This is a genomic window from Vulcaniibacterium thermophilum (assembly GCF_007923255.1).
Taxonomy (GTDB): Bacteria; Pseudomonadota; Gammaproteobacteria; order Xanthomonadales; family Xanthomonadaceae; genus Lysobacter_F; species Lysobacter_F thermophilum.
The window spans coordinates 40,078-57,194 of sequence record NZ_VOHJ01000018.1 but is presented as its reverse complement, the minus strand read 5'-3'; the positions used below and the strand labels follow the sequence as shown (position 1 = coordinate 57,194).

General features: G+C 72.3%; 18 protein-coding genes and 1 pseudogene. 12 read left to right on the top strand and 7 right to left on the bottom strand.

What is annotated here, in order from left to right:
• Positions 1 to 222: pseudogene (locus FQY64_RS09050) on the bottom strand (uroporphyrinogen-III synthase); the annotation flags it as partial.
• A 56-nt stretch (positions 223 to 278) separates the two neighbouring features.
• Here FQY64_RS09050 and FQY64_RS09045 point away from each other — a divergent pair.
• From FQY64_RS09045 to FQY64_RS09025, 5 genes are all read left to right on the top strand, one after another.
• Positions 279 to 755 carry a YiiD C-terminal domain-containing protein gene (locus FQY64_RS09045; RefSeq protein ID WP_146473938.1) on the top strand — a complete coding sequence of 159 codons (477 nt, stop codon included), beginning with the start codon at positions 279 to 281 and terminating at the stop codon, positions 753 to 755.
• Positions 756 to 798: 43 nt separating this feature from the next.
• Positions 799 to 1,221 carry a hypothetical protein gene (locus FQY64_RS09040; protein ID WP_146473937.1) on the top strand — a complete coding sequence of 141 codons (423 nt, stop codon included), beginning with the start codon at positions 799 to 801 and terminating at the stop codon, positions 1,219 to 1,221.
• Positions 1,222 to 1,267: 46 nt separating this feature from the next.
• Positions 1,268 to 1,705 carry a rhodanese-like domain-containing protein gene (locus FQY64_RS09035; RefSeq protein ID WP_146473936.1) on the top strand — a complete coding sequence of 146 codons (438 nt, stop codon included), beginning with the start codon at positions 1,268 to 1,270 and terminating at the stop codon, positions 1,703 to 1,705.
• Positions 1,706 to 1,844: 139 nt separating this feature from the next.
• On the top strand, positions 1,845 to 2,366 hold the full coding sequence (secB, locus tag FQY64_RS09030; protein WP_146473935.1) for a protein-export chaperone SecB: 522 nt from the start codon (positions 1,845 to 1,847) through the stop codon (positions 2,364 to 2,366).
• Positions 2,367 to 2,372: 6 nt separating this feature from the next.
• Complete coding sequence (locus FQY64_RS09025; protein ID WP_146473934.1) at positions 2,373 to 3,413, top strand: NAD(P)H-dependent glycerol-3-phosphate dehydrogenase; 1,041 nt, start codon at positions 2,373 to 2,375, stop codon at positions 3,411 to 3,413.
• Between the two features lie 321 nt (positions 3,414 to 3,734).
• Here FQY64_RS09025 and FQY64_RS09020 read toward each other — a convergent pair whose 3' ends face one another.
• Complete coding sequence (locus FQY64_RS09020; RefSeq protein ID WP_186760910.1) at positions 3,735 to 4,358, bottom strand: outer membrane beta-barrel protein; 624 nt, start codon at positions 4,356 to 4,358, stop codon at positions 3,735 to 3,737.
• A 159-nt stretch (positions 4,359 to 4,517) separates the two neighbouring features.
• Between FQY64_RS09020 and FQY64_RS09015 the strand changes: the two genes are divergently transcribed.
• From FQY64_RS09015 to FQY64_RS09000, 4 genes are read left to right on the top strand one after another with little or no spacing between them, the layout of a single operon-like run.
• Positions 4,518 to 5,936, top strand: coding sequence for a sensor histidine kinase (locus tag FQY64_RS09015; RefSeq protein ID WP_146473932.1), 1,419 nt, complete (start codon positions 4,518 to 4,520; stop codon positions 5,934 to 5,936).
• Positions 5,933 to 6,763 (top strand): HDOD domain-containing protein, encoded by an 831-nt coding sequence (locus tag FQY64_RS09010; RefSeq protein ID WP_186760909.1) that lies wholly within the window; start codon positions 5,933 to 5,935, stop codon positions 6,761 to 6,763. The genes FQY64_RS09015 and FQY64_RS09010 overlap by 4 nt, the downstream gene beginning before the upstream one ends.
• Positions 6,760 to 7,140, top strand: a complete 381-nt coding sequence (locus tag FQY64_RS15185; RefSeq protein ID WP_146473930.1) for an HDOD domain-containing protein — start codon at positions 6,760 to 6,762, stop codon at positions 7,138 to 7,140. The genes FQY64_RS09010 and FQY64_RS15185 overlap by 4 nt, the downstream gene beginning before the upstream one ends.
• Position 7,141: 1 nt before the next feature.
• Positions 7,142 to 8,311: a response regulator gene (locus FQY64_RS09000; protein ID WP_146473929.1), complete on the top strand. Its 1,170-nt coding sequence runs from the start codon at positions 7,142 to 7,144 to the stop codon at positions 8,309 to 8,311.
• Between the two features lie 67 nt (positions 8,312 to 8,378).
• Here FQY64_RS09000 and FQY64_RS08995 read toward each other — a convergent pair whose 3' ends face one another.
• Positions 8,379 to 8,942 carry an OmpO family porin gene (locus FQY64_RS08995; RefSeq protein ID WP_146473928.1) on the bottom strand — a complete coding sequence of 188 codons (564 nt, stop codon included), beginning with the start codon at positions 8,940 to 8,942 and terminating at the stop codon, positions 8,379 to 8,381.
• A 277-nt stretch (positions 8,943 to 9,219) separates the two neighbouring features.
• Between FQY64_RS08995 and FQY64_RS08990 the strand changes: the two genes are divergently transcribed.
• Entirely contained in the window at positions 9,220 to 10,287 is a 1,068-nt protein-coding gene (locus FQY64_RS08990; RefSeq protein WP_146473927.1) for a glycosyltransferase family 4 protein, read from the top strand.
• Between the two features lie 13 nt (positions 10,288 to 10,300).
• A complete protein-coding gene (locus FQY64_RS08985) occupies positions 10,301 to 12,418 on the top strand; it encodes an amylo-alpha-1,6-glucosidase (protein WP_146473926.1) in 2,118 nt (705 codons plus the stop codon).
• Positions 12,419 to 12,427: 9 nt separating this feature from the next.
• On the opposite strand, the gene FQY64_RS08980 is transcribed toward FQY64_RS08985, so the two are convergent.
• From FQY64_RS08980 to FQY64_RS08965, 4 genes are all read right to left on the bottom strand, one after another.
• On the bottom strand, positions 12,428 to 12,847 hold the full coding sequence (locus FQY64_RS08980) for a ketosteroid isomerase-related protein (RefSeq protein WP_146473925.1): 420 nt from the start codon (positions 12,845 to 12,847) through the stop codon (positions 12,428 to 12,430).
• Positions 12,848 to 12,906: 59 nt separating this feature from the next.
• Complete coding sequence (locus FQY64_RS08975; protein ID WP_146473924.1) at positions 12,907 to 13,650, bottom strand: MHYT domain-containing protein; 744 nt, start codon at positions 13,648 to 13,650, stop codon at positions 12,907 to 12,909.
• An 86-nt stretch (positions 13,651 to 13,736) separates the two neighbouring features.
• Positions 13,737 to 14,723 (bottom strand): pyridoxal-phosphate dependent enzyme, encoded by a 987-nt coding sequence (locus tag FQY64_RS08970; RefSeq protein WP_146473923.1) that lies wholly within the window; start codon positions 14,721 to 14,723, stop codon positions 13,737 to 13,739.
• Positions 14,724 to 14,725: 2 nt separating this feature from the next.
• Positions 14,726 to 15,670, bottom strand: a complete 945-nt coding sequence (locus FQY64_RS08965) for a DMT family transporter (protein WP_222431774.1) — start codon at positions 15,668 to 15,670, stop codon at positions 14,726 to 14,728.
• Between the two features lie 136 nt (positions 15,671 to 15,806).
• On the opposite strand from FQY64_RS08965, the gene FQY64_RS08960 reads away from it, so the two are divergent.
• Positions 15,807 to 16,349, top strand: a complete 543-nt coding sequence (locus tag FQY64_RS08960; RefSeq protein WP_229814858.1) for a hypothetical protein — start codon at positions 15,807 to 15,809, stop codon at positions 16,347 to 16,349.
• The last annotated feature ends 768 nt before the right edge of the window (positions 16,350 to 17,117 follow it).

The window sequence follows — 17,117 nt, the reverse complement described above, 5'->3', positions numbered from 1 at the left end:
CGCGGCGAGCCGCGCCGCCGCGCGCACCGCCGCCGGGCTGGTGAACACCACGCGCGGCGCCGCCAGCGCCGCCTCGAGCGCGGCGCGGGCGTGCGCATCCTCGAGCGGCACCAGCTTCCACGGCGACAGCGCCACCGTCCGCGCCCCCACGCGCGCCGCCGCGCGCCGCAGCGCGCCGTGTTCGCCCTGCGGCCGCAACGAGATCACGTACCATCGCCGCATCGCGCGCTCGACCATGCGTGCCAGCTTGGCACAGCGCCCACCGCCCCGGAATCCGCATGACCGTCTCCCCACCCGCGCCGCTGCTGCGGCTTGCGCACCACTTCCAGTCGATGCCCCCGGTGGCCGCGCTCGGCCTGCACGTGGACGGCTGCGACGGCCGCACGCTGCGCTTGAGCGCGCCGCTGGCGCTGCACGTCAACGACAAGGGCTGCGCGTTCGGCGGCAGCCTCGCCTCGCTGATGACGCTGGCCGGCTGGGGCCTGCTGACGCTGCGGCTGGAGGACGCCGGCTTCGATGCCGAGGTCTACGTCGCCGAGTCGCAGATCCGCTACCGCGCGCCGCTGTACGACGACCTGCGGGTCGAGGCCGCGCTCGTCGACGAGGCGGCCTGGCCCGGCTTCGTCGACACCCTGCGCGCCCGCGGCCGGGCGCGGATCGAGATCGCCGCCCGCGCGCTGTGCGCCGATGGCACCCTCGCCACCGAGTCGATCGCCCGTTTCGCCGCCCTGCGCCGCACTCCGGCGGCGGAATGAATGGCATCCTGCGCGGCATCCGACCGCCTCGCCGGAGACGACCATGCCCATCCGCGTCCTGCTCGCGACCGTCCTGCTGCTCGCCGCCGCGCTCGCGGCCGGCTGCGCGCACGCCGGCCGCCGCAGCGACCGCCTGCAGGCGGCGCAGTACGCCTGGTCGGCGGCGATCCGCTGGGGCGATTTCGAGGGCGCATGGAACCTGGTCGACCCGAAGCACCGCCAGGCGCATCCGCTCACCCCGCTCGAGCTGGAGCGCTACCGGCAGGTGCAGATCTCCGCCTACCGCGAGCTGGGCGCGCACGCGCCGGACAAGTTCACCGCCGTGCGCGAGATCGAGATCGGCGTGATCAACCGGCACACGCTGGCCGAGCGCACCCTGCGCTACCGCGAGCGCTGGCGCTGGGATCCGGAGGCCGGCAGCTGGTGGATCGAGGGCGGCCTGCCGGACCTGTGGGCGGGCGAATAGCCGCGAAGGCTACAATCGCGCCCCCATCCGCGCTGCCCGATCCGACGTGACCGTCCAAGAGCTGCTCGCGTTCGCCGAACGCCACCCCTACCTGTCGCTGGCGTTCGTCGGCCTCACCCTGGCCATCGTCTACACCGAGATCGCGCGCCTGTTCCGCGGCTACAAGGCGCTGCGCCCGGCCGAGCTGACCGTGCTGATCAACCGCGAGGACGCGCTGGTGGTGGACCTGTCGGCCACCGCCGATTTCGAGAAGGGCCACATCGCCGGCGCCCGGTCGGTGACGCCGAGCCAGCTCGACCCCGACAAGAAGCCGCTCGCGGGGGCGAAGCAGCGCCCGGTGGTGGTGGTCTGCCGCACCGGTCAGGCCTCCGCCGCCGCGGCGAAGAAGCTGAAGAAGGCCGGCTTCGAGCAGGTCTACTGGCTCGACGGCGGCGTGCTCGCCTGGCAGCAGGCCGACCTGCCGCTGGTGAAGGGGCGCGGCTGAGGCCACCGCGGGGCACGCCGAAGGCGCGGCGCGGTGCGCTGCGGGCGTCGCGGTCGCAGCCGCTCCTGCAGGCGCGGCCCCCGGCCGGCCCCCATGCCATAATCCGGCCTTTCCGCGAATCACCTTTTGGAGTTGCGAGATGTCCGACGAAACCCTCAATGGCGCCGCCCCCGCCGACAACGCGCAGAATGCCGGCCCGGCGTTCACCGTCGAGAAGCTGTACGTCAAGGACGTCTCCTTCGAGGTTCCGGGCGCGCCGGCGGTGTTCGGCGAGGCCGGCCAGCCGCAGTTGCAGATGAACCTGCAGCAGAGCGTGCAGCGGCTCAACGACCAGGCCTACGAGGTCGTGCTCGGCATCACCCTGACCTGCGCGATCGGCGAGAAGACCATCTACCTGGCCGAGGTGAAGCAGGCCGGCGTGTTCGGCCTGGTCGGCTTCGACGCCCAGACCACCGACGTGCTGCTCGGCACCCAGTGCCCGAACGTGCTCTACCCCTACGCGCGCCAACTGGTCAGCGATCTGGTCCAGGCCGGCGGCTTCCCGCCGTTCCTGCTGCAGCCGATCAACTTCGAGGCGCTCTACGCCGAGAGCCTGCGGCAGCGCCAGGCGCAGGCGCAGGCCGGCGGCCTGTCCGGCACCGAGGTCGCCGGCAACGCCTGATCCGCGATGCACGCCGCCACCCACGGCGCCCGCGCGCCCGTCGCCGTGCTCGGCGCGGGCTCGTGGGGCACCGCGCTGGCCGCGCTGATCGCCCGGCACGGCCATGAGGCCGTGCTCTGGGGCCGCGACCCCGACACGGTCGCCGCCATCGATGCGCGCCACGAGAATCCGCGCTATCTGCCCGGCATCCCGCTGCCGGACACCCTGCGCGCCACCACCGATCTGCGCGCCGCGCTGGCCGGCGCCGGCCTCGTGCTGGTGGTGGTGCCCTCGCACGCCTTCGCCGAGACCCTGCGGCTGCTGGCGCCGCTGCGCCCTCCTGAGGCCGGCGTGGCGTGGGCGACCAAGGGCTTCGAACCCGGCAGCGGCCGCTTCCTGCACGAGGTCGCGCGCGAACTGCTGGGCGAGGACACGCCGCTTGCGGTCGTGACCGGGCCGTCGTTCGCCCGCGAGGTCGCGCAGGGCCTGCCGACCGCCCTCACCGTGCATTCCGACGCGCCCGCCTTCGCCACCGGCGTGGCCAACCTCCTGCACGGCCCGAGCTTCCGCGCCTACACCGGCGAGGACATGCTCGGCGCCGAGCTCGGCGGGGCGATGAAGAACGTGCTGGCGGTCGCCACCGGCGTGGCCGACGGCATGCAGCTCGGGCTGAACGCGCGCGCCGGCCTGATCACCCGCGGCCTGAACGAGATGCTGCGCCTCAACCACGCCATCGGCGGCCAGCCGGAAACCCTGATGGGGCTGGCCGGCCTCGGCGATCTGGTGCTCACCTGCACCGGCGACCTGTCGCGCAACCGCCGGCTCGGCCTGGCGCTGGGTCGCGGGCAGTCGATCGCCGAGGCGGTGCGCGAGATCGGCCAGGTGGTCGAATCGGTGCAGACCGCCGACGAGGTCATGCGCCACGCCGAGCGCCACGGCGTCGAGCTGCCGATCGCCAGCGCCGTGCGCGCCGTGCTGCACGGCGAGATCACTCCCGCCGACGGCCTGCGCCAGTTGCTCGCGCGCAACCAGAAGCCCGAGTACCCGGCCGGCCTGTTCGACGGCTGAGGCCGCCGCAACGGAAGGGGATTTCGACCCTTTCCGGACCGGGATGGCGCGCGGCTCCGGGATAGACGTTCGCCCGCCCGGCGAACGCCGGGATGGACGAATACCGGCAGCCCTGCAATGCCCCGGCATGCGCCGGGGCGACGGGGGCGTGCCGCAAGGCGCGACAGTCGCGCCGCGCATGCCCGCCGGGCGTGCGCGCCGCTCCCTCGCGGGCATCGCCTGGTCGCCGCAGGGTCGCGGTCGCGGTCCGGTTCGCTCAGGCGCGACCAACGAAAAAGCCCGGCCGAAGCCGGGCTTTTCCGCGTACGCGGCGGGTCGGGCTCAGAAGCTCGCGCGCACGCCGACCAGGTACTTGGTCGATTCGACCTCGGCGACTTCGCCGTGCTCGATCTCGGCCATCAGGCCCCAGGTCGGGTGGAACTTGTAGTGCGCGCCGACCACGCCGGTGACGGTCTCGTCCTCGAAATCGCCGCCGTCGTAGTAGTTGGCCTTCACCCAGCCTTCGAACTGGTCGTTGAACTGGCCGCGGATGCCCACGCCCAGACGGCCGCCGGTGGCCTGCTCGTCGAACTCGCCGTAGCCCTGGACGTCGGTGTCCAGGTCGTAGCGCAGGTACGCCAGGTCGGCGGTGAACGACACGCGCTCGCCCATCGCCAGGTGGTAGCCGACGCCCAGCTCGTACTGGGTGACGTCGACGTCGATGCGCTCGCCGAGGAAGCGGTAGTCCTCGCCCACGCGCGAAATGCCGCCGATCAGATGGAAGCTGTCGCCCAGCGCGACCGAGCCGCGCACGAAGCCGCCGTCGGCCTCCGGGCTGTCGAGGTCGTCTTCGTCGATGTGCAGCTTGGCGTAGCCGCCTTCGACGTAGGTGTAGCTCGGCTCGCCGGCGGACGCGGCGAACGGGGCGGCGGCGAGCGCCAGGGCGAGAGCAAGGGACTTCTTCATGGGGTCCTCGTTGTTGTTCGGATGTCCAAAAAAAGCGTCCCGCCTGGCGGGACGCGGGCGCATCTTAACAAAAACTTCACCTGAACCGGCGCTGTCGCGCGCTCAAGGCGGATCGGGCAAGGCCGATACCCCGGACATCGACGCGGTTTCTCCGCCGCCATGAGCGCCCAGCATCTTCCTGCCGCCCCCGAGGAGTTGGAACTGACCGCCACGCTCGCCGTGCTGGAAGCGGCGGTGGGCGATGCCCGCCTGGCGTTGCGCCGCCTGCACCGCGAACTGGGCGAGCAGCGCGCGGTGAAGGCGGAGCTGGACCTGCGCACCTGCGCGCTCGATGCGCTCACCACCTGCATCGCGATCGTCGACATCCGCCTGCCGCAGCGCCCGTTCGTGTTCCTCAACCAGGCGTTCGCGGCGATGCTCGGCGGCGCGCCGGACACGCTGCTGGGCGCGTCCTACGACCGCCTGCCGCTCGCCGCCGGATCGGAGGACGCCAGCGCAGCGATGCGCGAGGCGATGGCGAACGGGCGCGAATGGCGCGGCGAGATGCGCATGTGCAGGTCCGACGGCAGCGAGTACTGGGTGGGCATGACGCTGACGCCGGTGCACGGCGCCGACGACGCGCTCTCGCACTACGTCGCCATCGGCGCCGACATCACCGCGCGACTGGAAGCCGACCGCCGCAAGCAGGAGCTGCAGGAACGCCTGCTCGCCGAGATGAAGGAGCGCGAGCGGATGGCGATCGAGCTGCGCCTGGCGCAGAAGCTCGAATCGGTGGGACGGCTCGCGGCCGGCGTGGCGCACGAGATCAACACGCCGATCCAGTACGTCGGCGACAGCATCCACTTCCTGCGCGCCGCCGCCGCCGATTGCGAGACCTTGATCCGGCAGTACCGCAGCGCGATCGACGCGCTCGCCGGCGGCGCCGCCGCCGCGCCGGTGCTGGAGGCGGTGCGCGCCGCCGAGGCGCAGGCCGACCTGGCGTTCCTCGCCGAGGAAGTGCCCAAGGCGTTCGAGCGCACGCTCGACGGCGTGGACCGGGTGGCCGGCATCGTCCGGGCGATGAAGGAGTTCGCCCATCCCGATCCCACCGAGCAGAGCCCGGCGGACATCAATCACGCGATCGAAACCACGCTCACGGTGGCGCGCAACGAGTACAAGTACGTGGCGAGCGTGCATACCGACCTCGGCAGCCTGCCGGCGGTGACCTGCAACATCGGCGAGATCAACCAGGTCCTGCTCAACCTGCTGGTCAACGCCGCGCACGCGATCGAGGCGGCGCGGCGGCCGGTCGGCGAAGGCCGGATCGAGATCGCCACCCGCAGCGACGGCGCGCACGCGGTCGTCGCGGTGCGCGACAACGGCTGCGGCATCGCGCCGGAACACCTCGACCACATCTTCGACCCGTTCTTCACCACCAAGGAGGTGGGCAAGGGCACCGGGCAGGGACTGGCGATCGCGCGTTCGATCGTGGTGGACAAACACGGCGGCGACATCCAGGTGCGCAGCGTCCCCGGCGAAGGCACCGAGTTCACGCTGCGGCTGCCGGTCGGCGGATGCGCGCGCCGGGAGGCCGCGTGAAGAAGCGCATCCTGTTCGTCGACGACGAGCCCGCGCTGCTGGATGCGCTGCGTGGCCGGCTGCATCACCAGCGCGCCGCCTGGGACATGACGTTCGTGGCCAGCGGCGAGGCGGCGCTGGCCGCGCTGGAGCAGGCGCCGTTCGACGTGATCGTCTGCGACATGCGCATGCCCGGCATGGACGGCGCGGCGCTGCTGGCGACGGCGAGCGAACGCTGGCCGCAGACCGTGCGCATCGTGCTGTCCGGCTACGCCTCGGAGGAACTGACGCTGCGGCTGGTGCCGGTTGCGCACCAGTACCTGAGCAAGCCGTGCGATGCCGCGCAACTGGAGAACGTGATCGAACGCTGCCTGCAGGTGCGGCAACTGATCGCCGATCCGGCCGTGCGCGAGGTCGCCGGCCGCATCCGCACGCTGCCGGCGCTTCCGCGCACCTATGCGCGCCTGCGGCAGGTCATGAACCGCGACGACATCGACGTCAAGGAAGTCGCCGCCATCGTCGGCGCCGACAGCGTGGTGGCCGCCAAGGTGCTGCAGGTGGTCAACTCGGCCTTCTTCCGTCTCGCGCGTCCGATCACCCGCATCGAGCAGGCGATCGTCTACCTCGGCTTCGGCGCGATCCGCAATCTGGCGCTTTCGGCCGAGGTGTTCTCGCGCTGGCGCGCCAGCCGGCTGCCGCGCGGATTCGATCCCGCGAAGCTGCAGGCGCACGCGCACGCGGTCGCCGCGGCGGCGGTGGCGCTGGCCTGGCGCACCCCGCTGCAGGACGACGCGATGCTGGCCGGCCTGCTGCACGAGATCGGCCTGCTGGTGCTGGCGCAGGAATGACCCGGGCTGGTGGACCGCGCCGCCGAACTTGCGCATCAGCGGGCTGCCCGCTGGCGGACGCCGAACGCGAGGTGATCGGCGCCACCCACGCCGAGCTGGGCGCCTACCTGCTCGGCATCTGGGGCCTGCCGTTCCCGGTGGTCGAGGCGGTGGCGTACCACCAGACGCCGGCGCGGGTGACGCAGGCGCGTTTCGACCTGCTCGCGGTGCTGGCGGTGGCGCACGCGCTGGCCTGCGAGCACGCGCCGCAGCCGCTGGAGTGCACCGCCGCCGCGCCGCCGGCATTGGACGAAGACTATCTGCGCCGTCTGCAGGCCGGGTTGACCTGGGACGAGGCGCGAGCGCGGGTGGAGAGCGCCCGCAAGGAGTACGCCTGAAATGAACCCGACCGATCTGCCCTCCGTTCTCTGCGTCGACGACGAAGCCCGTGTGCTCGACGGGCTGAGCCTGCATCTGCGCCGGCACTACCAGGTGCACACCGCGCAGAGCGGCGCCCAGGCGCTGGCCAAGCTCAAGGAGCTGCGCGGCGTCGCGGTGGTGGTCTCGGACATGCGCATGCCCGGCATGGACGGCGCCACGCTGCTGCGGCAGGTGATGACGCTGTACCCCGATACCGCGCGCATCCTGCTGACCGGCGAACCCGGCCGCGATGTCGCCATCTCGGCGATCAACGAGGGGCAGATCTTCCGCTTCCTCACCAAACCCTGTCCGCCGGAGAAGCTGAAGGAAGCGATCGACGCCGGCGTGCAGCAGCACCGGCTGGCCTCGGCCGAGCGCGTGCTGCTGCAGGAAACGCTGCTGGGCTGCATCCGCGCGCTGGTGGACGTCCTGGCGATCACCAATCCGGTCGCGTTCGGCCGCGCCGGGCGCATCAAGCGGCTGGCGATGGAGTTCGCAGGCGACCTCGGCTACCGCGCGTTCTGGCAGCTCGAGGCGGCGGCAATGCTGTCGCAGCTCGGCTATGTGTCGCTGCCGGTCGAGTTGGTCGAGAAGATGTACTACGCCGAGAAGCTCACCGACGAGGAGAAGACGCTGGCCTCGGCGGTGCCGCAGGTCGCGCGCAAGCTGCTCGGCCACATTCCGCGCATGGACGCGGTGCTGGAGATCATCGAGCGCGCCGCGCACGGCGAGCGGATCGAGGCGGTCGGCGCCGAAAGCGTGCTTTCGGTCGGCTCGGCGATCCTCGCGCTGGTGCTGGAGTACGACGCGCTGATCACCCAGGGCGCCAGCGTCGACGCCGCGATCGGCACCCTGCGCGCGCAGCGCCGGCACGACGAGGAGCTGCTGGCGAAGTTCGCGCACCGCGTCGGCGCGTCCGGCACCGGCGGCGAGGAAGTGCGCGAGCTGCCGCTGCGGCTGGTGCAGCCGGGCATGATCTTCATGGAGGATCTGCGCACCGATCTGGGCACGCTGCTGGTCGCGCGCGGTTTCGAGGTGACCGAAAGCTTCGTCGAGCGCGTGCGCAACTTCGGTCCGGGTCTGCTGGGCGAGAAGGTGCGCGTGCTGGTGCGTCACGGCGCGCGGGCGACGCCGGCGGTGCCCGCCTGAGCGGCCGTCCGGACGGCGAAAACGACGAAGGCCCGGCGAACCGGGCCTTCGCGCGCTGCGTCAGCGCTTACCAGCTGATGCGCGGGCCGACGAACCACTGGGTGTCGTCGTCGGCGATCTTCACTTCGCCGCTGATGCCCCAGGTCGGGTTGAACTTCACCTGCGCGCCGAGCTTGCCGTAGAAATCGCCGTCGAAGCCTTCGTAGTCCTCGTAACCGGCGAGCGCGTAGCCCTCGAAGTTCGGCGTGAACGCGCCGCGCACGCCGGCCTCCACGCTCCAGCCGTCGTAATCGAAGCCGCTGCCGGCGTCGAACTTTTCGTACGCCACGCGCGTCAGCAGGTCGGCCTTGGGCGCGATCTCGCGGTTGTAGCCGACGCCGGCGCGCCACTGGTCGAAGTCGATGTTGGTGTCGTCGATCTCCTGCTTGGCGAAGCTGCCGAACAGGTGGAAGTTCGGCGCGATCGCGGCCGAGCCGCCGATGGCCCAGCCGTCGGCGTCGATCTCGGAGTCGTCGATCTCGGTGGCCGAGTAGCCGCCCTCGACGTAGGTGTAGGACACGCCTTCCGCGGCCTGGGCGGCGAACGGCAGGGCGGCGACAAGGGCGAAAGCGAGCAGTGCGGTCTTCTTCATGGGGGACCTTTCGTATCGTTGTGGGGCCGCGCGGCGCGGAGGCGTCGGGCGCGGTGCGGGCGAGTATTCGCGCGGGCCCGCAACCGCTCCTGAACTGTGAAGTTTTCGTTGCGCGGCGGTTGCCCGCGCGTTCAGCGAGAAGGCATGCGCGCGCACTCTTGAGCTTCGCGCGGGCATCCCCATCTGCCGGCGCCGCGCGGGCGCGCCTTCCGACACCGCGTACACGGCAGCGCGCCTAGCGTCGGTGAAAGACGAACGCTTTGCGAGGATTCCGGTCATGCGCATTGCGCAGATTTCGCCCCTGTACGAGGCCGTTCCGCCGCGGCTGTACGGCGGAACCGAGCGTGTGGTCGCGCATCTGTCCGACGCGCTGGTGGACGCCGGCCACGACGTCACCCTGTTCGCCAGCGGCGACGCCACCACGCGCGCGCGGCTGGTGCCGATGCGTCCGCAGGCGCTGCGGCTCGACCCCACCCCGACCGTGCTCAAGAGCGATCTCGCCGCGCATCTGGCGATGCTCGACGAGGTGCGGCGGCGCGCGCACGAGTTCGACGTGCTGCACTTCCATACCGACCTGCTGCACTTCCCGCTGTTCGCCGACATCGCCGGGCGCACGCTGACCACGCTGCACGGCCGGCTCGACATCGTCGATCTGCCGGCGGCGTACCGCCGCTGGCCGCAGTTCCCGCTGGTGTCGATCTCGCACCGCCAGCGCCAGCCGCTGCGCCACGCCAACTGGATCGGCACGGTCCACCACGGCCTGCGGCGCGACCTGTTCCTGCCGCCGTCCTCGCCGCGCGGCGACTACCTGGCCTTCCTCGGCCGGATCTCGCCCGAGAAGGGCCCCGAGCGCGCGATCGAGATCGCCAAGCGCGCGGGCGTGCCGCTGAAGATCGCCGCCAAGGTCGACCTCGCCGACCGCGCCTATTTCGTCGAACGCATCCAGCCGCTGCTGGATCATCCGCTGATCGAGTTCGTCGGCGAGATCGGCGATGCGGAGAAGAGCGCGTTCCTCGGCGACGCGCTGGCGCTGCTGTTCCCGATCGATTGGCCGGAGCCGTTCGGGCTGGTGATGATCGAGGCGATGGCGTGCGGCACGCCAGTGATCGCCTGGCCGTGCGGCTCGGTGCCCGAAGTGCTGGACGAGGGCGTCACCGGCCGCATCGTCGACAGCCTCGACGCCGCGGTCGCGGCGGTGCGCGAAGTGGCCGGCTACGACCGCGCGCGCATCCGGGCGACGTTCGAGCGGCGCTTCTCGGCCGAAGCGATGGCGCGCGGCTACCTCGAGCTCTACTGGCGGCTGCTCGCGCAGCACGAGGGCCCCGTGCGCGCGACCGCCGCCTGAGGGCCGCGTCCGCATGGATCCGGCAGCCAATGCGGCCCTGTTCTCCAGCCACGTGCTGAAGGACGGCGACAGCTTCCTGATCGCCAACGGCTACGGCGACATCGAGGGCGGCAGCGACGGCCAGTTCCACAACGACACGCGCCTGCTGTCGCGCTTCCGCCTGCGCCTGGCCGGGGCGGAGCTGAGCCTGCTCAGCTCCGGGGTCACCCGCGACAACGTGTTCTTCGTCGCCCACATGACCAACCGCGCGCTGCCGCCGCTGGGCGGGGCGGGCACGCCGCACGGGCTGGTGCACGTCACCCGCACGCGCTTCCTCTACGACGAGCGCATGTACGAGCGCATCGTCTGCGTGAACTACGGCCGCCAGCCGGTGCATGCGCCGCTGGAGCTCGACATCGACGCCGACTTCCGCGACATGTTCGAGGTCCGCGGCAGCGTGCGCGCGAACCGCGGCGAGTACCTGCCGGTGCGGTGCGACGCGCAGGGCATGCACTTCGGCTACCGCGGGCTGGACGGCGTGGAGCGCCATTCGATCGTGCAGTTCTCGCAGCCGCCGTCGCAGGTCGACGGCCGCCGCATCGCGTTCGACATCGCGCTGCCGCCGTGCGGCCGCCACGAGCTGTATCTGGAAGCCGGCGCGGCGGCGGCGGCGACGCCCTCGCGCGAGCGCTTCCGCGCCGCCGCGGTGCGGTCGCGCCTGCGCATGCGCGCGCGCCAGCGGCGCGGCGCGGCGGTGGTCAGTCACGGCCCGCTGTTCAACGAGTGGATGGAACGCTCGCGCGCGGATCTGGCGCTGCTCACCAGCGAGCTGCCGAGCGGGCCGTATCCCTATGCCGGCATTCCGTGGTTCTCGACCCCGTTCGGGCGCGACGCGGTGATCACCGCGCTGCAGACGCTGTGGCTGGATCCGGCGCTGGCGCGCGGCGTGCTCTGCTTCCTCGCCGACCACCAGGCGCAGGAGGATTCGGCGTTCCTCGACGCGGCGCCGGGCAAGATCCTGCACGAGCGCCGCAAGGGCGAGATGGCCGCCACCCGCGAGCTGCCGTTCGGCCGTTACTACGGCGGCGTCGACACCACGCCGCTGTTCGTGATGCTGGCCGGACGCTACGCGCAGCGCACCGGCGAGATGGCCTTCATCGAGCGGCTGTGGCCGGCGCTGATCGCGGCCACCGCGTGGATCGAGCGCGTCTGCGACGCCAACCCGCAGGGGCTGCTCGACTACGCCCGCGCCGAGGCCACGGGACTTGCCAACCAGGGCTGGAAGGACAGCCACGATTCGATCTTCCACGCCGACGGCCGCATGCCGGTCGGACCGATCGCGCTGGTGGAAGTGCAGGGCTACGCGTTCGCCGCCTTCAACGCGATGGCCGAGCTGGCCCTGCGCCGCGAGCAGCCGGAGCTGGCCGCGCACTGGCGCGAGCGCGCCGCGCGCCTGCGCGAGGCGGTCGAGCGTCTGTTCTGGATGCCCGAGCGGCAGTTCTACGGAATCGCCGTCGACGGCGAGCGACGCCTGTGCGCGGTGCGCGCGAGCAACGCCGGCCACCTGCTGTACGTCGGCCTGCCCGCGCGCGAGCGCGCCGAGGCGGTCGCCGCGCGCCTGCTGGAGCCGGAGTTCTTCAACGGCTGGGGCATCCGCACGCTCGCCACCTGCGAGACCAACTACAACCCGATGTCCTACCACAACGGCTCGGTGTGGCCGCACGACACCGCGCTGTGCGCCGCCGGCCTTGCGGCCTACGGCGCGCGCGCGGCGGCGGTGCGCATCCTGCGCGCGATGTTCGAGACCGCGATCCATTTCCAGATGCGCCTGCCCGAACTGTTCTGCGGCTTCCCGCGCGTGCAGGGCGCCGCGCCGGTGGCCTATCCGGTCGCCTGCCTGCCGCAGGCGTGGGCCGCCGGCGCGGGCTTCATGCTGCTGCAGGCCTGTCTGGGCGTGGAAGTCGACGGCGTGCACGGCGAGGTGCGCGTGCTGCGTCCGCACCTGCCGCCGGGCATCGACGAGGTCGGCGTGCGTGGCCTGGTGCTCGGCGAGGCGCGCGTGGACCTCACCTTCAAGCGCTACGGCGAGCGGATCGGCGTGTTCGTGGAAGGCCGCGACGCGGCGCGGATCCCGGTGCGCCTGCTCGGCTGAGCCGCGGCGCTAGCGGGACACCTGCGCGATCCAGTCCTGCAGGTTGTAGTAGTTGCTCACGCGCGCGATCCGGTCGTCGCGGACCGCGAAGAACGCACCGCCCGGCAGCACGTACCGCTGCCCGCGCGCGGGCGGCAGGCCCTCCTCGCCGACGCGGTATTCGCCGTGCACCACGTATTCGGCCGCCGCGCGCGTGCCGTCGTCGCTCGCCATCACCACGATCTCGCGCAGCCGTTCGGCGTAGCTGCGCGCCATGCGGTCGAGAAACGCGCGGAATGCGGCGCGGCCGCTCTCGCGCGCCCCCTGGTTGAGGTCATGCACGACGTCCTCATGCAGCAGCGCGACCATGCCGTCCCAGTCGCCGGCGTTGAAGGCCGCGTAGTAGCGTTCGATCAGCGCGGTCGCGCGCTGGCGGGGCGTTTCGCTCATGGGATGTGCGACTCGTGCGGGCGGGCCAGCGTAGCGCAGCGCGATACGCGGCGGTGGCGTCAGGCCGGGCGGCGCGGACGCTGGCGGCTGCGCGCCACGCTCCACAGCAGCGCGATCAGCAGCGCCAGCGCGGTCAGCGCGAAGATCACCATGCCCAGCCGCGGCGGCGTCAGGCCCATCGGCACGACGGCGTCCACCGGCGTCGGCACGAAGCTGGCCGCGGCCATGCCGGTGTAGTGCAGGCCGGAGACCGCCACGCCCATCACCAGCGCGCCGAACGCCATGCGCGCGCCGCCGTCGTGATGGAAGGTCAGCCACAGCGCGATCCACGAGGCCACGATCGCGATCGCCACCGACAGGATCACCAGGCCCGCGTCGTAGTGCAGGGTGGCGGGCATCCGCATCGCCGCCATGCCGGTGTAATGCATGCCGGCCACGCCCACCCCCGCCAGCAGTCCGGCCGGCAGCAGCCGCAGCCGGCTCAGCCGGCGGCTGCCGGCGATCGCCAGGCCCGCCCAGCACGACAGCCAGGCGATCACCGCCGACAGCGCGGTGATGCCGATGTCGTAGCTGACCGGCAGCGGCATGCGGCAGCCGAGCATGGCGATGAAGTGCATCGCCCAGATGCCGCCGACGCCGAGCGCGCCGCCGGCCCAGAACAGCGCCCGCATGCGTGCCCAGCCGGCAGGCGGCAGCGCGAGCGCCATCTGCAGGGCGGTCAGCGAGCCCAGCACCGCGATCGCGTACGACAACAGCATCAGCAGCGGATCGTGCTCGCAGTGGATGGCGTGCGCGTACGGCATGGCAGCCCCCGTGATGCTCTTGTTTCCTCACGATAGGCCTGCGGGCGTGCGCCGTCGAGGGCGGTCGCGCGGCCGTTGGCGGCCAGTCACGCGTTTTGCGACGGCGGTCCGGCGAGCGCGAACAGTCCCGGCAGCGCGTCCAGGTCGAGGTTGCCGCCGCTGAGCACGATCCCCACGCGCCGGCCCGCGAAGCGTTCGCGCTCGCGCAGCACCACCGCCAGCGGCACCGCGGCCGACGGCTCGACGACCAGCTTCAGGCGCTCCCAGATCAGCCGCATCGCGCGCACGATCTCGGCCTCCCCGGCCAGCGCGATGCCGGCGCAGTGCGCGCGCAGGATCGGGAACGTCAGCGTGCCGAGCTGCGCGCGCAGCCCGTCGCAGATCGTGTCCGGCACCATGTCGGTCACGCGTTCGCCGCGCGCCAGCGAGGCATGGGCGTCCGCGGCCTGCGCCGGCTCCGCGCCCCAGACCTCGATGCGCGGATCCAGCCCGTGCGCCGCGATCGCGATCCCCGACAGCAGGCCGCCGCCGGACACCGGCGCGATCACCGCATCCAGCCCGTCCGCCTGCCGAAGCAGCTCCAGCGCGACCGTCCCCTGGCCTGCGATCACACGCGCGTCGTTGTACGGATGCACGGCTTCCGCGCCGGTGTCCGCCTGCACCTGCGCCATCGCCGCGTCGCGCGCGGCCAGCGTCGGCGCGCACGGCACCAGTCGCGCGCCGAACCCGCGGATCGCCGCCAGCTTCGCCTGCGGCGCGTCGTGCGGCACCACCACGTGCGCCGGAATGCCGCGCAGCCGGCAGGCGAGCGCGATCGCGGCGCCGTGGTTGCCCGAGCTCTGCGTCACCACGCCGCGCGCGGCGGCGGCCGCGTCCAGGCCGAACACGGCATTGCACGCCCCGCGGAACTTGAACGCGCCGATCCGCTGCAGGTTCTCGGCCTTGAAGTGGAGCTCGCACCCCGCCAGCCGGTCGAGCGAGCGCGAGCGCAGCACCGGCGTGACATGGGCATGCGGCGCGATGCGCGCGGCGGCGGTTTCGACGTCGGTGAGGCTGGGTAGGGCGGCGGACATGGTCATTCCTGCGCGGGGGCGTTCGAGGGGCGGCCGAGCAGGCTCACCGCGGCGGAACCCGCGACCGCGAGCATCGCGCCGACCAGCCCGGTGAGCCCGATGCGCTCCGGCGCGAGCGCCGCCGGCCACACCGCATGCACTGCGGTGGCGGCGACGATGCACAGCAGCGGCGTGGTGGCGAGGATCGCCGACACCCGCGAGGCCTCCCAATGCGCCAGCGCCTCGGCGAACGCGCCGTAGGCCGCCAGCGTGTTCAGCGCCGCGTACAGCAGCAGCGCCCAGTGCACGCCGTCCAGCCGCAGCAGCGTCGCCGGCTGCGCGAACGGCGCCAGCAGCAGCGTCGCCAGCACGTAGATCGCCAGCAGGATCTGCGGCGAGCCCAGCCGGACCAGCAGTTGTTTCTGCAGCAGCGCGTAGCCGGCCCACACCACCGCGGCGGCAACGACCCACAGCGAACCCTGCACGTAGCCCGGCGCATGCGCCGCACCGTGCAACTGGTCGCGGAAGAACAGCAGGATGCCGACCACCAGCAGCGCCAGCCCCAGCCACTGGGCGGCGCGGAAGCGCTCGCCGAACACCCAGATCCCGCCCAGCGCCATCCCCAAAGGCGCGAGCTGGATCAGCAACTGCGCATTGGCCGGCGTGGTGTCCTGCACACCGAGCAGATAGAAGACGTAGTTGCCGACCAGCAGAAGCCCGGCGAGCGCGAGCATCGCCGCATGGCGGCGTCCCAGCCCGGCGAACCCGGCGAGCCCCCCGCGCAGCGCCAGCCAGCCGCCCACCCCGAACGCGGCCACCGCGAAGCGGAACCAGGTCAGCGTGATCGGGTCGAGCTGCTCGAGCGTGATCTTCAACGCGATCGGCAACGTCGCCCAGCACAGGGCGGTCAGCAGGGTGAGCGACAGGCCCAGCCGCCAGCGGCCGGACGCGCGGTGCAGGGTGGACATCGGCAGGACAGGGGCGGAAGGCCGTGCATGCTCGCAAGCGCGGCGGCCGCCCGCAATGCGTTCAGCTCGCCGGAAAGGGTTAAGCCCGAATTCAAAGCGGCGCGCCGAAGCTGCGGGCGATACCGGGGGATCCGCCATGCGCACGCTCGTCGCCACCGTACTCGCCGCCGCCCTGCTGACGGGCTGCGCGACCGACCTCTATTCCTACCGCGCCGGCCCCGGCGACTACTACTACGGCCGCCCGCAGACCGACGTGCGCGTGTGGGGCGCGTACTCGCACGGGTATCCGTGGCATTACGGGCTCTACTTCCACCCCTACTACGGCTACTACGGCCCCTACGGCTACCGCGGCCCGTACCGGCCGTACTACTACTGGCCGTACGACCCGTACTGGTACGGCTACGGCCCGCCGCGCTACCGGCCGCGCCCGCACCCGCACCCGGGGCCGCGTCCGGACGACCGCGGGCACGACCGCGACGGCAGCCCCTGGCGCGACCTCGACGATCTGCGCCGCCGCCGCGAGAACCGCGAGATCGGCGTCCGCCCGGCCATGCCGGCGGCACCGCCGCGGCCGGCGCCGACCGTAGCGCCCCCGCCGCCCCGCGAACCGCGCGGCGGCCGCCTCGAGGAGTCCATTCGTCGGCTCGAACGTGATCGCCGCCCCACCCTGGAGCGCTGAGCACTTGCAATGCGGCGAAAGGTGAACGCAAGCTACCGGCACTGACCCGCTGCGTCGCTTTTCGACCCGAGCCGGGTCATCGCCGATGTCGGTGCCTGACGGAGTGTCCCGGATCCCCCCTGTTCCGACTCCGTCAGGCGCCGGCGCCCTTTTCGGCCTTCCGGCGCAAAAAGGCGCAAAAAAAGAGGACCGGACGTCCCCCGACATCCGATCCTCGGCTTCCCCCGCGGGCGCGTGATCGGCCCCCGTTCCAGATCCGATCGCGCACTTGGAGCGCTGCCCCGCTGGGTGCGGGGAATATGACGCACGAAGCGTGCCAACCTCCGGGCCGCGACGTTGCTGCGGCAGTCGCCGTCCAGCGGCTTGCCACGAGTTGTCCCGTCGGTCCACGGCGTGGATGCCCGGATGGTGCGCATGGCGACTGGCTGCGCGTAGCGTCGGCCGGTCGTTCCCCGCGTCGGTGGGAACCCACGCACGTTGGCCGCAGCGTGGTCGACGTCCTTGGATCCCCGCTTTCGCGGGATGACGGGCGAGGGGCTCGATGGGCCCGGACAGCAGTGGACCCTTCGCGCGGAAGACGGGGGGGCGGCGGTCGGCGGGCGAACCGCGCGACAATGCGCATCGTGTTCGGGCGCCGCGACGAGCGCCCGAGGCAGGAGCCGAGGGCGGGGTGACTTGGCGAGCGCAGGACGCGCGAGCCTAGTCACCGACGGTGCCGGCATTCCCGACGAGGTTGACCGTGAGCGACTCCTTCTACCGCTATGACGT